The organism is Kordiimonas marina (assembly GCF_023006325.1).
GTDB classification, from domain to species: domain Bacteria; phylum Pseudomonadota; class Alphaproteobacteria; order Sphingomonadales; family Kordiimonadaceae; genus Kordiimonas; species Kordiimonas marina.
Genome location: NZ_JAINDF010000004.1, coordinates 128,432 through 148,871, shown reverse-complemented (window position 1 = coordinate 148,871; position 20,440 = coordinate 128,432). Strand labels below are relative to the sequence as shown.

Genomic DNA, 20,440 nt, shown 5'->3' with positions numbered 1-20,440 from the left:
GCTTTCAATCCTAAGGGGATGAAGATGGACGGATATTACGGTGTGATTCAGGCGCTCGGCTTTCAATTTGCGCCGCTCAAATGGGGCTACTGCAACGGCGCTCTTCTGTCGGTCAATCAGTATGCGGCACTCTATTCGCTGATCAGCACCTATTTCGGCGGCGATGGACGCGTCAGTTTCGGCCTGCCCGACTTGCGGGGGCGCAGCCCGATCGGCCAGTTCCAGGGGCCCGGCACGTCCCTCCGGACCATGGGCCAGATGACGGGGGCTGAGACGGTGACCCTGTCGCTCGATCAATTGCCTACGCATACTCATACCCATACCTATGCCGGTTCAGCCGGCGGTGGCAGCGACCTGGACGTGACGGTTGAGGTTGCCTCGAGTTTGGCTGATACCGAGACCCCGGCGGCGGGCGACTTTATCGGCATGCCGAGCAACACCTTGGGCACATCGGCCAACGGCAAACTGTTCGTGTCGGCGGCAGCCGTTACCAGCACGGTTCCGATCGGCGGTGTGACGGCAAGTGGCGGCGGGGCGTTCGACAACACCCAACTGGTCATCAACAACACCGGCGGCAGCCAGCCGGTCGACATCATGCAGCCGAGCCTTGTGGTCAACTATTGCATCTGCATGGACGGTCTCTATCCGACGCGCAGCTAACGGATGACGGGCGGACGGCTTCCTTCGACAGGGTGCCGGCGCTGCCTGCCACTCAAGGAGAGTGATCATGCTTGACCAATTGTCAGTCGATAAATTTGAGAAGCTCGTCGGGAGCGACGTCAAGGTGACGGTCATGACCGGTCCCAACCTGACGCTCACGCTCGACGGCGTCCGCAAGGGTGATTTCAAGTGCGACTGCATGCCGGAAGGCTGTCGTGCCCAATCCTTTACCCTGACCCTCAGCGGCCCGGCGAATTATCAGGTGAAGGACGGAACGTACGACCTGAGCTTCGACACGCTTGGCGCGGTTCCCGGCGTCTATATGGACAACAAGGGAACCCCGAAGCCTGAGCCGGAGGAAGGCGCCGCATCGCCTGAAAGCGCTGGGCCCCAGCGCGTGCTTTATGAAGTGGTTTTCTCCTGATGCCGGCGGCCCGCGCCGGGCGTCAGGCGACGCAACACCATGCCCGGCGGGAGCCGGGATTGAAGGAGCAATCCTATGTACGATAACTATATGGGTGTCATACAGGCTCTCGGTTTCCAGTTCGCGCCGGAAAACTGGGCCTATTGCAACGGTGCGATTATCCTGATCACGCAGCAGACAGCGCTCTATTCGCTGCTGGGCTGCGAATTCGGCGGCAACTGCACGTCCGTTTTTGGCTACCCCGACCTTCGTGGCAGGCTCGCCATGGGTCAGGGCCAGGGGCCGGGGCTGTCCCTCTGGCAGGTCGGAATGATGCCAGGCGAGGAAGAGACCTACCTCAGTCTGGTGGAGATGCCGACCCACACCCACCCCCACACCTACGGCGGTTCCGCTCACGGCGGCGCCACGGTTGAGATTGAAGTTGCCACACAGCTTGCAGACAGCCAGATACCGGGTGACGGCGATTATATCGGGGTGCCTAGCAATACTCTCGGCACCTCCGCAAATGGCCAGACCTATGCTGCGGCGGCGGCCGCAACGACGACGGTGCCGATTGGCGGCGTCAGCGCGGCAGGTGGCGGTGGCGGCTTCCAGAATACTTTGCTGAGCATCTCCTCTACTGGCCTCAACGCAGAGGTGTCGGTGATGGCGCCGAGCCAGGTGGTCAATTACTGCCTCTGCATCGACGGCTATTATCCGTCGCGGTCCTGATCAGGGTTCGAACCGGGGCGTACCCGCGCTCCGGTTCCATTCTTCTGCGAGGCAAGATATTGGTATGATTGAAGAAAACTGTATATGAGGGATGGCATGACGGAAGGCAATTGGGTCGCCAACGTAACCGCCGAGCGCTTCGAGGAGCGGTTGAAGAGCATGTTCCAACTGGTCAGTGGTGAAGTGACCATGGATGTCCAGCTTGTCCGGTGCAAATTGAACCCGGACGGCGAGGGGCCTGATAGCGTCCGCACCCCCTTCAGCCTGGTGTTCAGGGCTGACGAGGATGCGGCCCATCCGATGCAACAGACCAAGGAATTCACCGGCGCCTTGCATGGGCTTGAGCTCGGGACGCTGTCCGGCCTTTACATTTGCCGCACCCTGAGGCCGGTACGCACGCCGCCCGGGGCCTATTACCAAGTCGCATTCAACTAGTTGAGGAAGACACGATGATCACAGGCACCGTCAATCTGCCGCATGGCATGACCGCCCGCCCGGCCCGGGCGACCGACCGGGGTTTCCTCTCGAAAATGTACCGCGAGAACCGCGACGATATCCGCATGGCTGATGCCGAGCGCGACTATATCGAAAGCGTGATCGAAATGCAGCTTCGGGCGCAGGAAGGCGGCTACGGCACCCAGTTCCCGGACGCCGTTTATATGGTGATCGAGAAGAACGGGACCCGCATCGGGCGCGTGACGCTCGATATCGGCAAAGTGGAACTGAGGCTCGTCGATCTTGATTTCATCAAGAAGGCGCAGGGCAAGGGCTTCGGTTCCTCGATCATTGTCTGGATGATGCAGACGGCGGTTAAGGCCAGGCGTCCGCTCCTTGTGCCTGCCCGGCGCGACAATATCCCGCTTGGCCGTTTCCTGGAGAAATATGGCTTCCTCGAGGACGAAACCATGTCGGACGAGGTTTATGCTCGTATGGCCTGGTTCCCGACTACCGACGAGATGAGCGGTATTGCCAGCATCAAGCCGCGGCCGGCGGTGGTGGGGACGCACTGAACCGTCCGGAATTACATCCAGAATTCCGCCTATCTTCAGCCCGCCCTTTACAGGCGGGCTGAAGTCTTTATAGAGGGGCCATGACCCTCGATCCCAAACAGATTCTTGCCGATGTGTTCGGCTTTTCCGCCTTCCGCGGCCGCCAGGAAGAGGTGATCAGCCACGTGCTGGCGGGCGGCAGTGGCCTGTTGGTGATGCCGACAGGCGGCGGGAAATCTCTGTGTTATCAGGTGCCTGCGCTCTGCCGGGATGGTGTCGCGGTCGTGGTTTCGCCGCTTATCGCGCTTATGCAGGATCAGGTCACCAGCCTGCGCCAGCTTGGCGTGCGGGCGGCGGCGATCAATAGCGCGATGGAATTTGCTGACCTTGTTGCGGCGGAAAATGCGCTGAGGGCCGGGGAGCTGGACCTGGTTTATGTCGCGCCTGAGCGTCTGCTGACAGACCGGTTTCTGGCGCTTCTGGATGACATCAAGGTTGCGCTGTTCGCGATCGATGAAGCGCACTGCGTGTCCCAGTGGGGGCATGATTTCCGGCCGGAATACCGCCAGCTTGAGCTTTTGGCTACCCGGTATCCTGCGATCCCGCGCCTTGCGCTGACCGCCACGGCGGATGAGCCGACCCGGCAGGATATTGTCGAGCGCTTGGGCCTCAGCCCCGATGATGTATTCATCGCCGGGTTCGACCGTCCCAATATCCGGTATCTGATCGCGCCGAAGGAACAGGCGCGCAAACAGGTGTTGTCCTTCATCCAGAACGGCCACGCGGGTGAGGCGGGCATCGTCTATTGCCTCAGCCGGCAGGCGGTGGAGGAAACCTCAGCCTGGCTGAATGAGCAGGGCATCATGAGCCTGCCGTACCACGCCGGGCTCGACCGGGCGATCCGGGCCGGAAACCAGGACAGGTTCCTCAAGGAAGACGCCATCGTCATGGTGGCGACCATCGCCTTCGGCATGGGCATCGACAAGCCGGACGTACGCTTTGTCGTCCATATGGACCTGCCGAAAAGCCTTGAGGCTTACTATCAGGAAACCGGCCGCGCCGGGCGCGACGGCCTGCCTGCCGAAGTGTTCCTGGTCTACGGCGCCAAGGATATGGCGAAAATCCGCCAGTTCACCGAAAACTCCGGCGCGCCCGAAGCCCAGAAGCGGATCGAGCGCCAGAAGCTTGATGCGCTCCTCGGCTTTTGCGAGACCGCAAGCTGCCGCCGTCAGGTGCTGCTGTCTTATTTCGGTGAAGATGAGCATGAACCCTGTGGCAACTGCGATACCTGCCTCAACCCGCCCGACGTGTTCGACGGTACGGTGGCGGCGCAGAAGCTGATGTCCTGCGTTTACCGTACCGGGCAGATGTTCGGCGCGGGTCATGTGATCGACGTGCTTCTGGGCGGCAATACCGAGCGCATCCGCAAATTCGGGCATGACATGGTGTCCACCTACGGCATCGGCGAGGAGTACACGCGCCGTGAATGGCAATCGTTCGTGCGCCAGTTGGTTGCCCAGAACCTGCTTACGGTTGATATCACCGGGCATGGCGGCCTGCATCTGGGCGCTGAGGCAGGGCCGGTCCTCAAGGGCGCGCGGCAGGTCATGCTGCGCAAGGATCATGCTGTGGCGAAACCGGCGAAGGAGAAGCGCAAGCGGGCAGCCATTGGGGTTGCTGAAACCGACCAGGGCCTCTTTGAAGCCCTGCGTGCCTGCCGGGTCGCCCTCGCGCGGGAGCAGGGCGTGCCGCCCTATGTCATCTTCCATGACAGCACGCTTGCCGCCATGGCTGCCGACAGGCCGCGGGACCAATATGGGTTCGCACTTCTGCCCGGTGTTGGTGGCGCCAAACTGGAACGCTATGCCGAGCCCTTTCTGGCAGTCATTTCTGGCCATTCCAGTTAATTCTTGAACAATGAGGCATTGCCGCCACTAGAGGTGATTATTCCCTCTGATCCTGCCTTTGGTGCGTCAAAAGTGGTAATTGATTATTATATATTCCTCTTTAGTGTGAAGGTGTTTTGCCCGTTATGGCATACTAGTGTACAACTGTGAGTATTCTCATGGTGGGAGTGCTAGATGATGGATACGGTCTCCCCTCAAGCAGAGGCACTGGAAGAGGCATTTATGTTTGATACGTCGTCAGATATTGAGACGATTGCGGATGGATTCGAGGTTTTTCCCTGGAACAGCAATTTTGAAACCGGCATTGCAGCCATTGATAATCAGCACAAGGTGCTGGTTGGTATCCTGAACCATCTGGCGGCGCTGTTGACCGGGTCACCGAACCCGGATGCCCTTCTCAAGGTCTTCGATGAGCTGGAAAGCTACGCCGAATTCCATTTCACGGAAGAGGAGGAGATCTGGCGCACCTGTTTTGGGGACGATCCCCGTTACAAGCAGCATGAGAAGGTCCATGGGGCATTCCTGCGCAAGATCTCCGCGCTCAGAGACCAGCACGCCGAAAGCCATTTTGATGACACGCTTCTCAAGACACTGGAATTCCTGACCAACTGGCTGGCCTCCCATATACTGGATAGCGACCGCTATATGGCGCGGATCGTGCTGGCTGTGGAAGCGGGAATGCCGCTCGAGGACGCGCGCGAGCACGCCACGCGGGAGATGAGCGGGACGTCACGGGTCCTGATGGAAACCATCCTGTCCATGTATGGCACGCTCTCGGCGCGCACTGTCCGGCTGATCAAGGAAACGCTGACCCGCAAGCGTGTGGCGCATGACCTCCAGGTCAGCGAGCAGCGTGAAAAGGCATTCTCCGGCGCGGTGGTTGATAACGTTCCTGGACTGATGCTTCTGCTGGACGGTGAAGGGCGTCTGGTGCGGTGGAATACGCGGACGGTCGACCTGACGGGCTATGACGAGGACGAACTTGCCGGAAAGCCGGTGGCGGAATTGCTTGAGGGCGATCAGCAGGCGAACCTGCTGCCCAGCCTTGAAAGCCTGCGCGAGCAGGGTACGCAGGATTTTGAGATAGACATCCTGTTGAAGGACGGCACCAGCCGCCCTTACCAGATGACAGGCACATATCTGGACCTGGACGGTGAGGATTTTTACATCGGGATCGGTGTCGACATCAGCAAGCTTAAGTCGGTGGAGGCGGACCTGCGTTCCAGCCGGGACCATTACAAGGAAGCGCAGCACCTGGCGCACCTCGGCCACTGGACGCTCGATTTCGCCACGCGGGAGATTATCTGGTCGGATGAAGTCTACAATATCTATGGCTGCGACCCGGCGGTATGGCAGCCGACCTACGACAAGGTTATCGCCAGGGTGCATCCGGATGATGTTGCGGACCTGGAGCGGATTCTGAACCGGTGCCTGCAAACGGATGGTGCCTATTCCCATGTTCATCGGATTCTGATGGATGATGGTGGCATCAAATATCTACGGACCCGCGGGCATGTCGTGAATGAGCCAGTCCATGGGCAGGCCGGGACGGTGAAACGGCTTGTCGGGACCGTGCATGACATCAGTAATGAGAAACAGGCGGAACAGCAACTCGCCGAAAAGGCGGAAGAGGCCAAGGCCGCGCTGATGAGCACGGTGGCCGCAGTCGCAAAAGCGCTTGAGGCCCGCGACCCCTATACCGCCGGGCATCAGCATCGGGTGTCGGAAATCGCCGTTGCGATAGCTGAAAAAATGGGGCTGGACGCCCACAGGATCGAAGGTATCCGGCTTGGCGCCAGCATCCATGACATCGGCAAGCTCGCGGTCCCTGCCGAACTCCTCACCAAACCGAGCCGCCTCAGCGACATCGAATATGAACTGATCAAGAATCATGCCCCTGCAGGGCGGGATATTTTGGCGGACATCCAGTTCCCCTGGCCGATCTACGACATCGTTTCCCAGCATCATGAACGCATTGATGGCACCGGCTATCCGGACGGTTTGAAGGGCGATGAAATCTGCCTCGAAGCCCGCATTGTTGCCGTGGCCGATGTGTTCGAGGCCATGTCCGCGCACCGGCCGTACCGCGCGGGCCTCGGCCCCGACCGCGCGATTGAGGAACTCACCCGCAACAGCGGTCTTGCCTATGACAAGAATGCGGTCGATGCGCTCATCGATCTCTTGGTGGAGGATAAAAACCGGTTTGATGCTGGAAACCGCACGTCTGGCAACCGTTCCTGATTGACTCTTTCATGCGCTTTCGGCATATGATCGCGCACGATCACGTCAGGCAAAGGGCTTCGGTCTTTTGTGGGCATGTGCGGGAGAGATTGGCCCTTAAGTCGGGGCTGACGCCGAAGGAGCAACCGCCCCGGAAACTCTCAGGCAAAAGGACCGCACGCACCCGTTGACACTCTGGAAAGCAGGACGGGCCAAATCCGTTCTCACCGACGGGGTAAGCCAGCCGTATTTTTCCGGCTGGTCAAATCTCTCAGGTTCCGTGACAGAGGGGGCGCAACCTACCGGCTTTTGTCGGTTAAACGCTTGCGCGGGAGTGCCCTGAATGTCGACGGACGAAAATTTGCTTAAAACCCCCCTATACGACCTCCATGTCGAACGTGGCGGCAAGATGGTGCCGTTCGCCGGTTACCTTATGCCGGTCCAGTATCCGCTCGGGATCATGAAGGAACATGAACATACGCGTTCGGCTGCCGGTCTTTTTGACGTTTCCCACATGGGCCAGTGCTACATCCGCGCGACCGATGGCGGTGACCCGGCCGCGGCGCTTGAAAAGCTGATGCCCGGCGCGCTTCAGGTTCTGAAGCCCGGCAAGATGCGCTACACGCTGCTCCTGAACGACGAAGGCGGCATTGAGGACGACCTGATGGTCACCCGCACGCATGAGCCGGACGGCATGCTTTATGTGGTCGTGAACGCTGCCTGCAAGGACAAGGATTACGCCATCCTCGAAGAGAAGCTCGCGGGCCAGATCACGCTTGAGCCGCTCGACGACCGCGCCCTCATCGCCCTTCAGGGTCCGAAGGCGGAAGCCGTGCTGGCTGCGCTCGCCCCGGAAGTGGCGGACCTCGGCTTCATGGAAGCAACCGCTGTCACGCTGGAAGGCGTGGTTTGCTGGGTGTCCCGCTCGGGCTACACCGGCGAGGACGGCTATGAAATCTCAATCCCGCAAGAGGAAGTCGACGCTTTCACCCGCCGCTTGCTTCAGAATGACGATGTCGAGCTGATCGGCCTTGGTGCGCGCGACAGCCTGCGCCTGGAAGCGGGTCTCTGCCTGTCCGGTCATGATTTCGATGCCAGCGTCAGCCCGGTTGAGGCTGCCGTCACCTTCGCACTTGGCAAGAAACGCCGCGAAGACGGTGACTTCATCGGTGCTGAGCGCATCCTCAAGGAACTGGCCGACGGCCCCAAAAAGGTTCGTGTCGGCATCCAGCCGGAAGGCCGCGCACCGGCCCGTGAAGGCACCCCCGTTGCCGATATGGACGGCAATGAGATCGGTGTCATCACCTCAGGCGGTTTCGGCCCTACGGCCGGTGGCCCGGTTGCCATGGGCTTCGTGCCCGCTGCTTTCGCTACCGTCGGCACCGAAATTCAGCTTATTATCCGCGGCAAAGCCCACCCGGCAAAGGTGGCGGCGCTGCCCTTTGTTGAACAGCGCTACAAGCGCAAAACGTCCTGATTTTTTCGTCACAGATTGAATACGCCTAAGAAGGAATAAGCCCATGTTGAAATTCACCGAAGACCACGAATGGCTCGACATAGAAGACGGCATCGCCACCGTCGGCATCACCGACTATGCCCAGAAAGCCCTGGGTGACGTTGTATTCGTCGAACTGCCGGAAGTTGGCGCCACCTATTCGAAAGGCGATGAAGCCGCCGTTGTCGAATCCGTCAAAGCCGCCAGCGAAGTCTATGCCCCGATTTCGGGTGAGATCACCGCAGTCAACACCGCCCTGGAAGGCGAACCCGCGCTCGTCAACAGCGCCGCCATGGACCAAGGCTGGTTCTTCAAGATGAAAGTCGAAGACGAAGGCGAGCTGGACGAGCTGATGGACGAAACCGCCTACGCCGATTTCGTCGCTGGTCTCGAATAAGCTTTAGTGGGCGCTATCCCCAGGACGGGGTGGCGCCTTTTTTACTGCGACCCTTAAGGAGCAGGCGCATGCGCTATTTGCCGCTCACCGGTGCCGACCGTGAGGCCATGCTGGCCAAGATCGGCGTCCGGCATGTGGACGATCTGTTTAAAGACGTCCCCAGTGATGTTCTCAACCCCACCATTGACCTGCCGCGCCACAAGAGCGAGCTGGAGGTGGAACGCTATCTCTCCCGCCTGGCTGCCAAGAACACGGTGGCGGGTACCGTGCCTTTCTTCGTCGGCGCCGGGGCTTACAAGCACCATGTGCCTGCGACGGTCGACCATATGATCCAGCGCGGCGAGTTCCTGACCGCCTACACGCCGTATCAGCCGGAAATCGCCCAGGGCACGCTGCAATATATCTTCGAGTTCCAGACCCAGGTGGCGCAGCTGACCGGCATGGATGTGGCCAACGCCTCCATGTATGACGGTTCGACCGCGACCGCGGAAGCGGTTCTGATGGCACGCCGCGTGACCCGCAAGAAGAAGGCGGTTCTCGCAGGCAGCCTGCACGCACACTATAAGGCCGTGGTCGAAACCACGACCCAATATACCGATGACGAGATCGTCTGCCTGACGCCGATGCCGGCAGACCCAGAAGCCGAGCTTCAGGCTGCGATCGATGCGATCGATGACGCCACCAGCTGTGTGGTTGTCCAGAACCCGGGTGTGTTCGGCCATGTGCTCGACCTCACCAAGGTTGCGGAAGCCGCGCACGCCAAGAAGGCGCTGCTCATCGTTGTAGTCACCGAAGTCATGTCCCTCGGCCTGATCAAGAGCCCGGGTGAAATGGGCGCCGATATCGTGGTTGGCGAAGGCCAGTCGATCGGCAACGGCCTCAACTTCGGTGGGCCATACCTCGGCCTGTTCGCGACCAACGACAAGCTGGTCCGTCAGATGCCGGGCCGCCTGTGCGGTGAAACGGTTGACGCCGACGGCAAGCGCGGCTTTGTGCTGACGCTGTCGACCCGTGAGCAGCATATCCGCCGCGAGAAGGCGACCTCCAACATCTGCACCAACTCCGGCCTGTGTGCGCTGGCGTTCACCATCCATATGACGCTTCTGGGCGAAGCTGGCCTGCGCGGTGTGGCGAAAGCCAACCACAAGGCAGCTTATGACCTGAAAGCCGCGATGGCGTCCGTGCCGGGTGTCGAGGTTCTGAACCAGACCTTCTTCAACGAAATCACCCTCAAGCTGCCTGTTGCCGCTCGGGCAGTAGTCGACACGCTTGCGGACAGAGGCATTCTCGCCGGTGTACCGGCCTCGCGCCTCTATCCGGGCGAAGGCCTTGATGACATTCTCATCATGGCCGCGACCGAGACGGTGACCGCGGACGACATCCAGGCGCTTGCCGCCGCCCTGAAGGAGGCCTTCTGATGAGCATGAACACACAAGGTCGCCCCACGGGCGTTGAGGGTGTTGAAACCCAGCCGGGTCAGTTCGAAAGCTTCTCGGGCCATGTAGGCCTGCGTCTCGCCGAACCGCTGATCTTCGAGCTCGGCAGCACCGACACCACCGGCGTCGACGTGCCGGAGGTCGAGGATTTCGACATGTGCCTCGGCGGGCTGGAGCGTAAGAGCGAGATCGGCTGTCCGGGCCTGTCTGAGCCGGACACCGTGCGCCACTATACGCGCCTCAGCCGCCGCAACTACGGCATCGATATGGGCGTGTTCCCGCTTGGCTCCTGCACCATGAAGCATAACCCGCGTCTCAATGAGAAAATGGCACGCCTGCCGGGCTTTGGGGATATCCACCCGCTGCAGCCGCAGTCGACCGTTCAGGGCGCGCTTGGCCTCATCGACGAGTTGGCCACCTGGCTGATGACGCTGACCGGCATGCCGGCTGTCGCCATGTCTCCGAAGGCAGGTGCGCATGGTGAGTTGTGCGGCGTGATGGCGATCCGTGCGGCGCTGGAAGCCCGCGGGGACGCGCGTGAGATCGTGCTGTGCCCGGAATCAGCCCACGGCACCAACCCGGCAACTGCGGCTTTCTGCGGCTATAAGGTCAAGTCGATCCCGGCCAAGGAAAACGGCCGCGTCGATATCGAGGCGCTCAAGGCGGCGCTCGATGACACGGTGGCGGCGGTGATGATCACCAACCCGAACACCTGCGGCCTGTTTGAGACTGAAATCCGTGAAATCGCGGATGAAATTCACAAGGCCGGTGCCTTCTTCTACGCCGACGGCGCCAACTTCAACGCCATCGTCGGCAAGGCCCGTCCGGGTGACCTGGGCGTCGATGCCATGCACATCAACCTGCATAAGACCTTCTCAACCCCACACGGCGGCGGTGGTCCGGGCTCAGGCCCTGTGGTCTTCTCCGACGCGCTCAAGGACTTCGCGCCGGTGCCCTATGTGGTGAAGGACGCTGAAGGCTTCCACCTCGTCGAGAACAAGGAAGGTAAATCCTTCGGCCGCATGGTCGCGTTCCATGGTCAGATGGGCATGTATGTGCGTGCGCTCAGCTATATGCTCAGCCACGGCTCGGACGGCCTGAAGCAGGCGTCGGAAGATGCTGTCCTCAACGCCAACTATGTGCTCGCAAGCCTCAAGGATGTCATGACGCCGTCCTTCGATGGCCCCTGCATGCACGAGGCGCTGTTCGATGACCGCTTCCTGAAGGACACGGGGGTCACCACGCTCGATTTCGCCAAGGCGATGATCGATGAGGGCTACCACCCGATGACCATGTATTTCCCGCTGGTGGTTCATGGCGCCATGCTGATCGAACCGACCGAAAGCGAGAGCAAGGCCAACATGGACCAGTTCATCCGCTCCATGCGCGGGCTGGCCGCAGCCGCCAAGGCAGGCGAGGTCGCCCGCTTCGAAGGCGCGCCTTACCATGCGCCCTGGAAACGGCTGGATGAAACCCAGGCGGCCCGGAAGCCGGTCCTGCGCTGGGAAGCTGGCGAATAGGGCTGGCATGAAGCCAGACAGAGTTGAGGGAAGGGAGCTTTCGGGCTCCCTTCTTTTTTGTGTGGTGTTATCTGGCAACTTCTCCACCGTCACCCTGAACTTGTTTCAGGGTGACGGTGGATGCTGAAACAAGTTCAGCATGACGGTGTTGGGTGTTGGATGCAGGGGCGTTGAGGTACCATAAATATGGCCGCACCTCCTTCCAAGTCTCAGATATGTTTGACCTTTAGGTCTTTGATGGTAGGTTGATGCGTGCCGGAACAGGAGGCCACGTGACCAAACGCATACTGGTAGTAGACGATTCCGCAACCATGCGTGAACTGCTGATGCAGTATCTGCGCTCGGGCGACTATATGGTCTCCGGCGCGGAGAACGGCGTGCAGGCGCTCGAAATCCTCAAAACCGAGCAATATGATTATATCATCACCGACCTCCTGATGCCGGATATGGACGGCTTTGCGCTGATCCGTGCGATTTCCGAGCTGGACTGGGACCCGGGCATCATCCTGATGACGCAACAGGACGAACGCTCCCTGGCTGCCGCGCGTGAGCTTGCGCTGGCCTACAGCGTCAACCTCCTCGGCACGCTTGCGAAGCCGATCGACAAGGATGTGCTTCTCAATATGCTGACCGAGGTGGCGGAAACCCGTCCCAAGGGCCGCAAGAGCACTGAAACCGTGCTCGCTGAAACCGAATTCATGCGCGGCTTGATGACCGACGGCCTGTCACCCGTATTCCAGCCAAAGGTCGACCTCCGCACCCGGACGGTCGCGGGGGCTGAGGTGTTTGCGCGCTGGCGCTCGCCTTCGGGCGGTACGCTGGGGGCAGGGGCGGTGGTGAAAGCCGCCCGTGAAATCGGCCACATGGATGTGCTGACCTACAGGATGCTCGAACTTGCCATGGAACAGCAGGGCAAGTGGCGGCGCGAAGGGCAGGAGATTGCCCTGGCGGTGAATGTCTCGAGTGAGAATTTGCGCAAGCCCGATTTCGCCGATGTGGTGACCAGCCTTGCCGAACAATATGAGGTCGAGCCCAAATTCATCCGGCTTGAGGTCACGGAATCCGACCTTGAGGTGGATACCCGTGTGCCGCTGGAGGTTCTCTCCCGCCTGCATGTGCGCGGCTTCGGTCTGGCGCTCGATGATTTCGGGACCGGTTTCGCGTCGCTTATGCGGCTGCAGACCATTCCGTTTGATGAACTGGTGATCGACCGGCTTTTCCTTGCCCGCGCGCAGGAGAACAAGGTGGCCCGCACCATCCTGGAAACGGCGGTGGAGCTTGCCCACAAGCTTGAGCTGACCTGCACCTGCGAAGGTGTAGAAACCGCTGAACATCTGGCCATGATCAAGGACCTGGGGGCGGATATCGCCCAGGGCTATTTCCTCGGCAAGCCTATGTCCGCCAGTGAATTCCTGATCTGGATGGAAGACGCGCGCGATGGCGTGCTGAAGGTGCCGGGCCTGAACGACTAGTTTGCCTGAACGAACAGGCTGTCAGCCTTTCGCACCCTTGAAATAAAGCCTTAGGGCATCGTCCCGGAAGCGGATCATGTCCTCGTCGCCGAAAGGCACGCCAGTCAGGTAGCCGCTCATCGGGGCAACCACGAACGGGTAAATCACCATTCCCATCAAGATCACGATATGGCGGAAATCGTCGGCGTCTTCACGCAGGCGGCCTTCCGCCTTTTCGCGTTCCAGCATGGTCAGCCATTTCTGAACGAAGCGCGACCCGAAATGGGTGGCGAAATGGGCGCGCAAGTGTCCGCCCTCCATGATCACTTCCCGCAGCATCAGGTGGGGCAGCCAGCGCTTCTCCATGATATTGGCGTGAAAGAGAGTAACCCAGTCCTCAAGCGTTGTCGGCTTGTCGAGTTCCGCCAGGATTGGCGCGAACGCCTCTTCGAACGCGGCTTTTAGAAGGTCTTCCTTGCCGCCGAAATAATAGTGCACCATCGCGGGTGTCACCCCGGCTGCGGCCGCGAGGTCCGCGATCTTGGTGGCACCGAAACCCTGTCGGGCGAACACGGGGCCGGCGGCCTGGACCAGCCGTACTTTCCGGTCATCACCGCTGCCGTCCTTCGGGCGACCGACACGGCGTCTTTTTTCTGGTGTCTTGCTCATGGCTTATAAATTAATTGACGAATTAATTAATTTCAAGCATAAAAACATAACCCGAGTCCATGAAGAGCGAGGAGCCGGGAATAAAAGACTGCCTAATGCCGGTATTATTTCCGGTTGCTGCCCGTCCCGTAAAAGGGCTGGGCAGCATTGGGGCGTCTGTGTCAGGGTAGGGCATTGTCCATTCCCATGGCCGATGTACCCGGTGGAAGAATGACAAGTCCCGGAAATGCTGTCCCGGAGAGGTAACAATGAAAATCGTACGCGTTCTGATCGTTCTAGTCCTGGCGTCCTGTGCCATCGGCGGTGCCTGGTACCTCAACCGCCTGGGCGGCGACGACGCGGCCTACTATGGCTATGTGGAAGGGGAATATATCAACCTGTCCGCCCCCGCCTCGGGTGTGCTGGACAGTCTGATGGTCCGCCGGGGTACGCGGGTGAAGGCAGGGGCACCGCTTTTCACCATCGACACGACGACCGCATCGGCTGAACGGGCACGCGCGGTTGCCGCCAAGGCGCGGGCGGAAGCGAACCTCGCCGACCTCACCAAGGGCGCACGGCCGGAGGAAATTCGGGTCCAGAGCGAACAGCTCGCCGAAGCCGCCGCCGCCCTCAAAAATGCCGAGATCGAGCTCAAGCGCCAGGAAAGCCTTAAGGGCACGGAAGTTTTCATCCAGGCCAAGTATGATACCGCGCTGGCGGCACGGGACCAGGCGGCGGCGCGGGTGAAGGCGCTGAGCGCCACGATCAAGGTTTCGCACCTGCCTGCGCGGGATGACCGGATCGATGCGGCTAGCCGTGCAGTCGCCGAAGCCGATGCCGCGATCAAGACCGCGGACCGGCGCCTGGCTGAGCTGCAGCCGGCCGCACCTGTGGATGCCATGGTGCAGGACACCTATTATCTGCCCGGCGCCTGGGTGCCCGGCAATATGGCGGTGGTGACGCTGCTTCCCGATGACAAGCGCAAGCTGCGTTTCTTTGTGCCGCAGTCGCAGATCGCCAAGCTCCAGATGGGGCAGGAGGTTTCCTTCTCCTGCGATGGCTGCAAGGCGGGGCTCAAGGCCACGGTCTCCTACATCGCGCCGGAAGCCGAATATACGCCGCCGGTCATCTATTCCGCGGAAAGCCGTGAAAAACTGGTGTTCCTGGTTGAAGCGCAGATCAATGGCGGCGCGCTTCTGCCCGTCGGCCTGCCGATCGAGATCGAGAAATGACGGCCGCGACCGCGTCTGCAGCACGAGCGGATGATCCGCTTGCGATTGATGTCCACGGCCTTGTCAAAAGCTTTGACGGCAAGGTGGTGGTGGATGACTTCTCGCTCGCGATCCCGGAAGGCAAGATCTTCGGCTTTTTGGGCCCGAACGGTAGCGGTAAGACCACGACACTTCGGATGCTGTGTGGCCTGTTGACGCCGGATTCGGGCGAGGGCACCTGCCTTGGGCTGGACCTCCGCGATGAAGCGCCGCTCATCAAGCGCCAGACCGGCTATATGACCCAGAAATTCAGCCTCTATGAGGACCTGACGATCAAGGAAAACCTCGATTTCGTCGCCCGGCTATACGAAATGGACAGGCGCACGGAACGGGTGGAGGAATCGCTCAAGCACCTCGGCCTTTATGCCCGGCGTGACCAGCAGACAGGCACGCTGTCCGGCGGCTGGAAACAGCGCCTCGCGCTTGCAGCCTGTACGCTTCACGAACCCAGGCTGCTGCTTCTGGATGAGCCGACAGCGGGGGTGGACCCCAATGCCCGGCGTGAGTTCTGGGATGAAATCCATGCGCTGGCGGAGACCGGCATCACGGTGCTTGTTTCCACCCACTATATGGATGAGGCGGAACGCTGCCATGAGATCGTCTATCTCGCGTACGGCAAACTTCTCGCGAAGGGCACAATTGCGAATATCATTGATAATACAGCGCTTTACACCTGGCGCGCGAACGGCAAGAATGCCGACCGGCTCGCCAGCAAGCTTCGTGGTTGTGATGGGGTCGAGATGGCGGTGGCCTTCGGGGCAGACCTGCATGTGAGCGGCACGGACGAAGCGGCGCTCGAAGCGGCGATCGCCCCCTACCGGCATGAGGAAGGGATCGAATGGTTCCGTCACAAGCCGACGCTGGAAGACGTCTTCATCCATCTGACAGCCGGGTCGAAGGACAATTTCTCATGAAGCGGCCTTTTTCCATCACCCGTCTCAGCGCCATGCTCCTCAAGGAGTTCAACCACATGCGCCGTGACCGCACCACCATGGGCATGATGGTGGTGATCCCCTTGATGCAGCTCATCCTGTTCGGCTTTGCCATCAACACGGACCCGAAGGCGCTGCCGACCGCCATCTATTCGGCCGATACGTCCGAATATACGCGGGATTTTACCGCGGCCCTTGTGAACACCGGCTATTTCCATATCGTCAAGGAAACGCGCAGCCAGGAACATCTGGATGAGATGCTGACCCGGGGACAGGTGCAGTTCGCTATCTTCATCCCGGAGAATTTCACGCGCCGCCTCATCAAGGGTGAGCGCCCGCAGATTCTGGTCGAAGCCGATGCGACCGATCCGGTGGCGACCGGCAGCGCCATCAGCGCCCTCAATGCCATCAAACCCCGGGTTATGACCCGTGACCTCAAGGGCATCACCATGGCAAACCCACCGGCGCCGCCTGCATTCGATGTGGTGGTCCACAGGCGCTATAACCCTGAAAACATTACGCAATATAACATTGTGCCGGGGCTGATGGGCGTGGTGCTGACCATGACACTGGTGATGATCACCGGCCTTGCCGTCACGCGGGAGCGCGAACGCGGCACCATGGAGAACCTTCTGGCCATGCCGGTCAGGCCCATGGAAGTCATGCTCGGCAAGATCCTGCCGTATGTGCTGGTGGGTTATATTCAGGCGACGATTATCCTGATGGCGGCGGCGTTTCTCTTCCGGGTGCCGGTTGAGGGCAGCCTGACCATGCTGTCGGGTGCGACCATCCTGTTCATGATCGCGAACCTCGGGGTCGGCTTTACCTTTTCCACCGTGGCGCAGAACCAGCTGCAGGCCGTGCAGATGACCTTCTTCTTCTTCCTGCCGTCGGTGCTGCTGTCCGGCTTCATGTTCCCGTTCCGGGGCATGCCAGTGTGGGCGCAGGCGATTGGCGAGATACTGCCGCTCACCCACTTTCTCCGGATCGCCCGGGGTATCCTCCTCAAGGGCAGCCATTTTGCCGATATACAGGCCGACCTTCTGGCGCTTGTCGCCTTCGTGATTGTCTCCACCGGCATCGCCATGGCGCGCTACCGCCAGACACTCGACTAAGGCGCAGGATTAGCTCAACTTTTACGGAAACGTTGACAATGCAGGGGAAACCTGTGCATTGTCCGCTCGAACGTCAGCCGCTCCAGCCGCGTAAGATGGCCTCCGAAATATTCCGAACGCCATAGTCTGTTGAGCGCCCTGTGCAATTTTAATGCACCGAAAAGCCCAGATACGCGGGGCTTTCCCCAGCAAAAGAATAACCGACATGGTCCCGGCCGAGCGCCAATGTGGCGGGCCCGGCATGTCTTGTTGTCACGAAAGACAGATTTGACTCATTTTACTGATCTCGGCCTCGCCGAGCCTATCCTCCGTGCCGTTACTGATACCGGCTACGATACGCCAACCCCTATCCAAGCCCAGTCCATCCCCGAGCTTCTCGCCGGGCGTGACCTCCTGGGTATCGCCCAAACGGGCACAGGTAAAACCGCGGCCTTCGCGCTGCCGATCCTGAACAAGCTTCTGGACGCGGGCAAGAAACCACAGCCCAAGACCTGTCAGGCGCTTGTGCTGGCACCGACCCGTGAGCTCGCGATCCAGATCGCCGAAAGCTTCAAGACCTATTCGAAGCACATGAAAGCCACGGTGGAAGTGGTCATCGGCGGCGTCAAGCCGGGCCCGCAGGTCCGTGCCATGGCGCGCGGCGTCGATGTGCTGGTGGCGACACCGGGCCGCTTGCTCGACCATGTCGGCACCGGCGCCATCAAGCTCGACCAGGTTCACACCGTCGTCCTTGATGAAGCCGACCATATGCTCGACCTTGGTTTTCTGGTGCCGATCCGCCGCATCCTGAAGCTGTTGCCGAAGACCCGGCAGAACCTGTTCTTCTCCGCCACCATGCCGGGGCCGATTGGCTCGCTGGCGGGTGAGATGCTGAGGGACCCGGTAACGGTACAGGTAACCCCGGTTGCCACCACAGCAGAGAAGGTCGACCAGTCCGTCTTCCTGATCGAGAAAACCCGTAAGCGCGACCTTCTGCAGGAACTGGTTTCCAAGAAGGATGTCTCGCGGGCGCTCGTGTTCTCGCGCACCAAACGCGGTGCTGACCGGATCGCCAAGCAGTTGACTGCCGGGGGCGTCTCCGCCGCGGCTATCCACGGCAACAAAAGCCAGAACCAGCGCGAAAAGGCGCTTGATGGCTTCAAGGGCGGCAAAGTGAAAGTCCTTGTCGCGACCGATATCGCCGCGCGCGGCATCGATGTCGACGGCGTCAGCCATGTGGTGAACTACGACCTGCCGGAAGTGGCGGAAAGCTATGTCCACCGGATCGGCCGGACCGCCCGTGGCGGTGCCGCCGGTGTCGCCTATGCCTTCTGTTCGGACGACGAGCAGAAGCTGTTGCGCGAGATCGAGAAGACCACGCGTCAAAGCCTGCCGATTACCGACCGCCGTATCGAGGGCGGGGAAGAGTATGTTCCCGCCGCCGAGAAACCGGCGCCCCAAAAACGGGGTGGCAAGAAACAGGCTGCCGAGGTGAAGAAACAGCCGCGGGACAGGGCCCCGAAACGGGACAACCGCGAGCGGGCCCCTGAAAGGCGTGCTCAAGAGAAGCGGACGCCGGAAAAGCGGAGCCCTGAAAAGCTGGACCGCCGTGGTCGTGACAGTGTCCGCCGTCAGGCTGATGAAGCCTCCGCCAACCCGGTCGCCGGGCTTGACCGGATGCTCGGCAACACTGGCCGCGTCGAGCAGCAACCCAAGCAGGGGAACAAGGTCCCGGCCCAGAAAGCAGGGAACGGCAAGCCGACGTCCGGCAAACAGGTCACCGGTACGGTGAAATGGTTCAACGCCAAGAAGGGCTTCGGCTTCGTGACCCCCGACCAGGGTGGCGACGATGTGTTCCTGCATATCCGGGCGGTTGAAGGCGCGGGCATGACCCCGCCGAAGGACGGCGCCAAGATCGCGTTCGAGGTTTCGACCGACCCGCGTAAGGGCAAGCCTGAGGCTGTGAACATCCGCGCAGCTTAAAAGCCGCGGAAGTCTGCGCTATCGAATCCGTTTGTTCTCTTTTTGTTCTTATGGTAATGTGACCATAGAACAGCGGAGAACGAATGGATGCGTGCCCCCAAAACATATGCGAAAGCTGAGACGGTTTCCCCGTGGCTGGCGCCGCGCGGGCGCGGGGCTGTCTCCAACGTTTCTGGCCGGTTTGAACACCAGAGCCGGGAGATCGTCGATGACGGTTGGCATATCACCGAGGAGGTGAAGCCGCTCAGGACCGAGGTCATCGACGAAGCGCCCAAGCATATCCTGACCCGCAACAGCAGCCCGGACATTCCATTCGACCGCTCGATCAACCCCTACAGGGGCTGCGAGCATGGCTGCATCTATTGTTTCGCGCGTCCCTCCCACGCCTATATGGGGCTGTCCCCAGGGCTCGATTTCGAAAGCAAGCTGTTCGCCAAGCCGGATGCCGCCATGCTCCTGAGGCGTGAGCTCGCGGCGAAAAACTATAAGGTCGCGCCCATCGCCATGGGCACCAACACCGACCCCTACCAACCGCTGGAGAAAGACCGCGGCATCACGCGGGAAATCCTCAAGGTGCTTCTGGAATATGAGCATCCGGTGACCTTGCTCACCAAGTCCCGACTGGTCGTGCGGGACATGGATATCCTTGTGCCGATGGCGGAGAAGGGGCTCGTCAAGGTGGCGCTGTCGGTCACGACGCTTGACCGGCGCCTGGCTCGCTTGATGGAGCCACGCGCTGCCACGCCGCAGAAACGGCTGGACGCCATCCGCCTGCTGTCGGATGCGGGCGTGCCCACGGGCGTGATGTTCGCGCCCGTAATCCCCGCGCTCAATGATCATGAAATGGAAGCGGTCCTGTCGGCCGCCGCGCACGCAGGGGCAATCAATGCCGGTTTTATCCTCCTGCGCTTGCCGCGGGAGTTGGGGCCGCTGTTTGAGGAATGGCTGGAGACACATTATCCGGACCGTAAGGACCGGGTGCTCGGCCGCCTTGCCGCCATGCGCCATGGCAAGCTGAATGACCCGCGGTTCAAACACCGGATGAAGGGCACGGGGCTCGAAGCCGAGCTGATGTCCCTGCGCTTCCGCAACCTTTGTAAACGGCTGAAGTTAAACGAAACGCGTACCATGCTGGATGATACGCGTTTCAAGAAGCCAGTGCTTTCAGGCGGTCAATACAGCCTGTTCAACTGAGTGCTGTTCTTTTTTTACTCGTCATTCGCCGGCTTGACCGGCGAATCTAGGAACATGGGGGTTCATGTGGCTTTGGTCAGTGTTCCTGGACCCACCGATCAAGTCGGC

Annotated in this window: 18 protein-coding genes and 2 riboswitches; of the genes, 17 read left to right on the top strand and 1 reads right to left on the bottom strand. The window is 60.6% G+C overall.

Translation table 11 applies throughout. The annotated features are described in order from the left end of the window. Positions 1-24 precede the first annotated feature (24 nt). The 12 genes from K6118_RS10105 (at position 25) to K6118_RS10050 (ending at position 13,231) form a co-directional block, all read left to right on the top strand. A complete protein-coding gene (locus tag K6118_RS10105; RefSeq protein WP_247120229.1) occupies positions 25-660 on the top strand; it encodes a phage tail protein in 636 nt (211 codons plus the stop codon). A gap of 67 nt (positions 661-727) precedes the next feature. Next, entirely contained in the window at positions 728-1,084 is a 357-nt protein-coding gene (locus K6118_RS10100; RefSeq protein WP_247120228.1) for a DUF6916 family protein, read from the top strand. Positions 1,085-1,159: 75 nt separating this feature from the next. Further along, positions 1,160-1,795, top strand: a complete 636-nt coding sequence (locus K6118_RS10095; RefSeq protein ID WP_247120227.1) for a phage tail protein — start codon at positions 1,160-1,162, stop codon at positions 1,793-1,795. A gap of 96 nt (positions 1,796-1,891) precedes the next feature. After that, on the top strand, positions 1,892-2,230 hold the full coding sequence (locus tag K6118_RS10090) for a DUF6916 family protein (RefSeq protein ID WP_247120226.1): 339 nt from the start codon (positions 1,892-1,894) through the stop codon (positions 2,228-2,230). Between the two features lie 14 nt (positions 2,231-2,244). Further along, positions 2,245-2,805 carry a GNAT family N-acetyltransferase gene (locus K6118_RS10085; RefSeq protein ID WP_247120225.1) on the top strand — a complete coding sequence of 187 codons (561 nt, stop codon included), beginning with the start codon at positions 2,245-2,247 and terminating at the stop codon, positions 2,803-2,805. A gap of 80 nt (positions 2,806-2,885) precedes the next feature. Then, positions 2,886-4,691 (top strand): DNA helicase RecQ, encoded by a 1,806-nt coding sequence (recQ, locus tag K6118_RS10080; RefSeq protein ID WP_247120224.1) that lies wholly within the window; start codon positions 2,886-2,888, stop codon positions 4,689-4,691. 222 nt (positions 4,692-4,913) lie between these two features. Continuing rightward, complete coding sequence (locus K6118_RS10075; protein WP_247120223.1) at positions 4,914-6,932, top strand: bacteriohemerythrin; 2,019 nt, start codon at positions 4,914-4,916, stop codon at positions 6,930-6,932. A gap of 70 nt (positions 6,933-7,002) precedes the next feature. Next, a riboswitch (glycine riboswitch) is annotated at positions 7,003-7,098 on the top strand. Then, positions 7,099-7,208: riboswitch (glycine riboswitch) on the top strand. Positions 7,209-7,254: 46 nt separating this feature from the next. Further along, positions 7,255-8,388, top strand: a complete 1,134-nt coding sequence (gene gcvT, locus K6118_RS10070) for a glycine cleavage system aminomethyltransferase GcvT (RefSeq protein WP_247120222.1) — start codon at positions 7,255-7,257, stop codon at positions 8,386-8,388. 43 nt (positions 8,389-8,431) lie between these two features. Beyond that, the gene (gene gcvH / locus K6118_RS10065) at positions 8,432-8,803 is read left to right on the top strand and encodes a glycine cleavage system protein GcvH (protein ID WP_247120221.1); all 372 of its coding nucleotides are present in this window, start codon (positions 8,432-8,434) and stop codon (positions 8,801-8,803) included. 68 nt (positions 8,804-8,871) lie between these two features. Then, positions 8,872-10,221, top strand: a complete 1,350-nt coding sequence (gene gcvPA / locus K6118_RS10060) for an aminomethyl-transferring glycine dehydrogenase subunit GcvPA (protein WP_247120220.1) — start codon at positions 8,872-8,874, stop codon at positions 10,219-10,221. Beyond that, positions 10,221-11,759: an aminomethyl-transferring glycine dehydrogenase subunit GcvPB gene (gene gcvPB, locus K6118_RS10055; RefSeq protein ID WP_247120219.1), complete on the top strand. Its 1,539-nt coding sequence runs from the start codon at positions 10,221-10,223 to the stop codon at positions 11,757-11,759. Before gcvPA ends, gcvPB begins: the two co-directional genes overlap by 1 nt. A 272-nt stretch (positions 11,760-12,031) precedes the next feature. After that, positions 12,032-13,231 (top strand): EAL domain-containing response regulator, encoded by a 1,200-nt coding sequence (locus K6118_RS10050; RefSeq protein ID WP_247120218.1) that lies wholly within the window; start codon positions 12,032-12,034, stop codon positions 13,229-13,231. Between the two features lie 21 nt (positions 13,232-13,252). Here the strand turns inward: K6118_RS10050 and K6118_RS10045 are convergent, their stop codons facing one another. Beyond that, positions 13,253-13,879: a TetR/AcrR family transcriptional regulator gene (locus K6118_RS10045; RefSeq protein WP_247120217.1), complete on the bottom strand. Its 627-nt coding sequence runs from the start codon at positions 13,877-13,879 to the stop codon at positions 13,253-13,255. 248 nt (positions 13,880-14,127) lie between these two features. On the opposite strand from K6118_RS10045, the gene K6118_RS10040 reads away from it, so the two are divergent. The 5 genes from K6118_RS10040 (at position 14,128) to K6118_RS10015 (ending at position 20,332) form a co-directional block, all read left to right on the top strand. Then, positions 14,128-15,090, top strand: a complete 963-nt coding sequence (locus tag K6118_RS10040; RefSeq protein WP_247120216.1) for an HlyD family secretion protein — start codon at positions 14,128-14,130, stop codon at positions 15,088-15,090. After that, the gene (locus K6118_RS10035; protein WP_247120215.1) at positions 15,087-16,043 is read left to right on the top strand and encodes an ABC transporter ATP-binding protein; all 957 of its coding nucleotides are present in this window, start codon (positions 15,087-15,089) and stop codon (positions 16,041-16,043) included. The genes K6118_RS10040 and K6118_RS10035 overlap by 4 nt, the downstream gene beginning before the upstream one ends. Continuing rightward, the gene (locus K6118_RS10030) at positions 16,040-17,176 is read left to right on the top strand and encodes an ABC transporter permease (protein WP_247120214.1); all 1,137 of its coding nucleotides are present in this window, start codon (positions 16,040-16,042) and stop codon (positions 17,174-17,176) included. Before K6118_RS10035 ends, K6118_RS10030 begins: the two co-directional genes overlap by 4 nt. Before the next feature lie 267 nt (positions 17,177-17,443). Next, positions 17,444-19,138 (top strand): DEAD/DEAH box helicase, encoded by a 1,695-nt coding sequence (locus K6118_RS17535; protein WP_343269940.1) that lies wholly within the window; start codon positions 17,444-17,446, stop codon positions 19,136-19,138. 87 nt (positions 19,139-19,225) lie between these two features. Beyond that, positions 19,226-20,332: a PA0069 family radical SAM protein gene (locus K6118_RS10015; RefSeq protein ID WP_247120213.1), complete on the top strand. Its 1,107-nt coding sequence runs from the start codon at positions 19,226-19,228 to the stop codon at positions 20,330-20,332. The last annotated feature ends 108 nt before the right edge of the window (positions 20,333-20,440 follow it).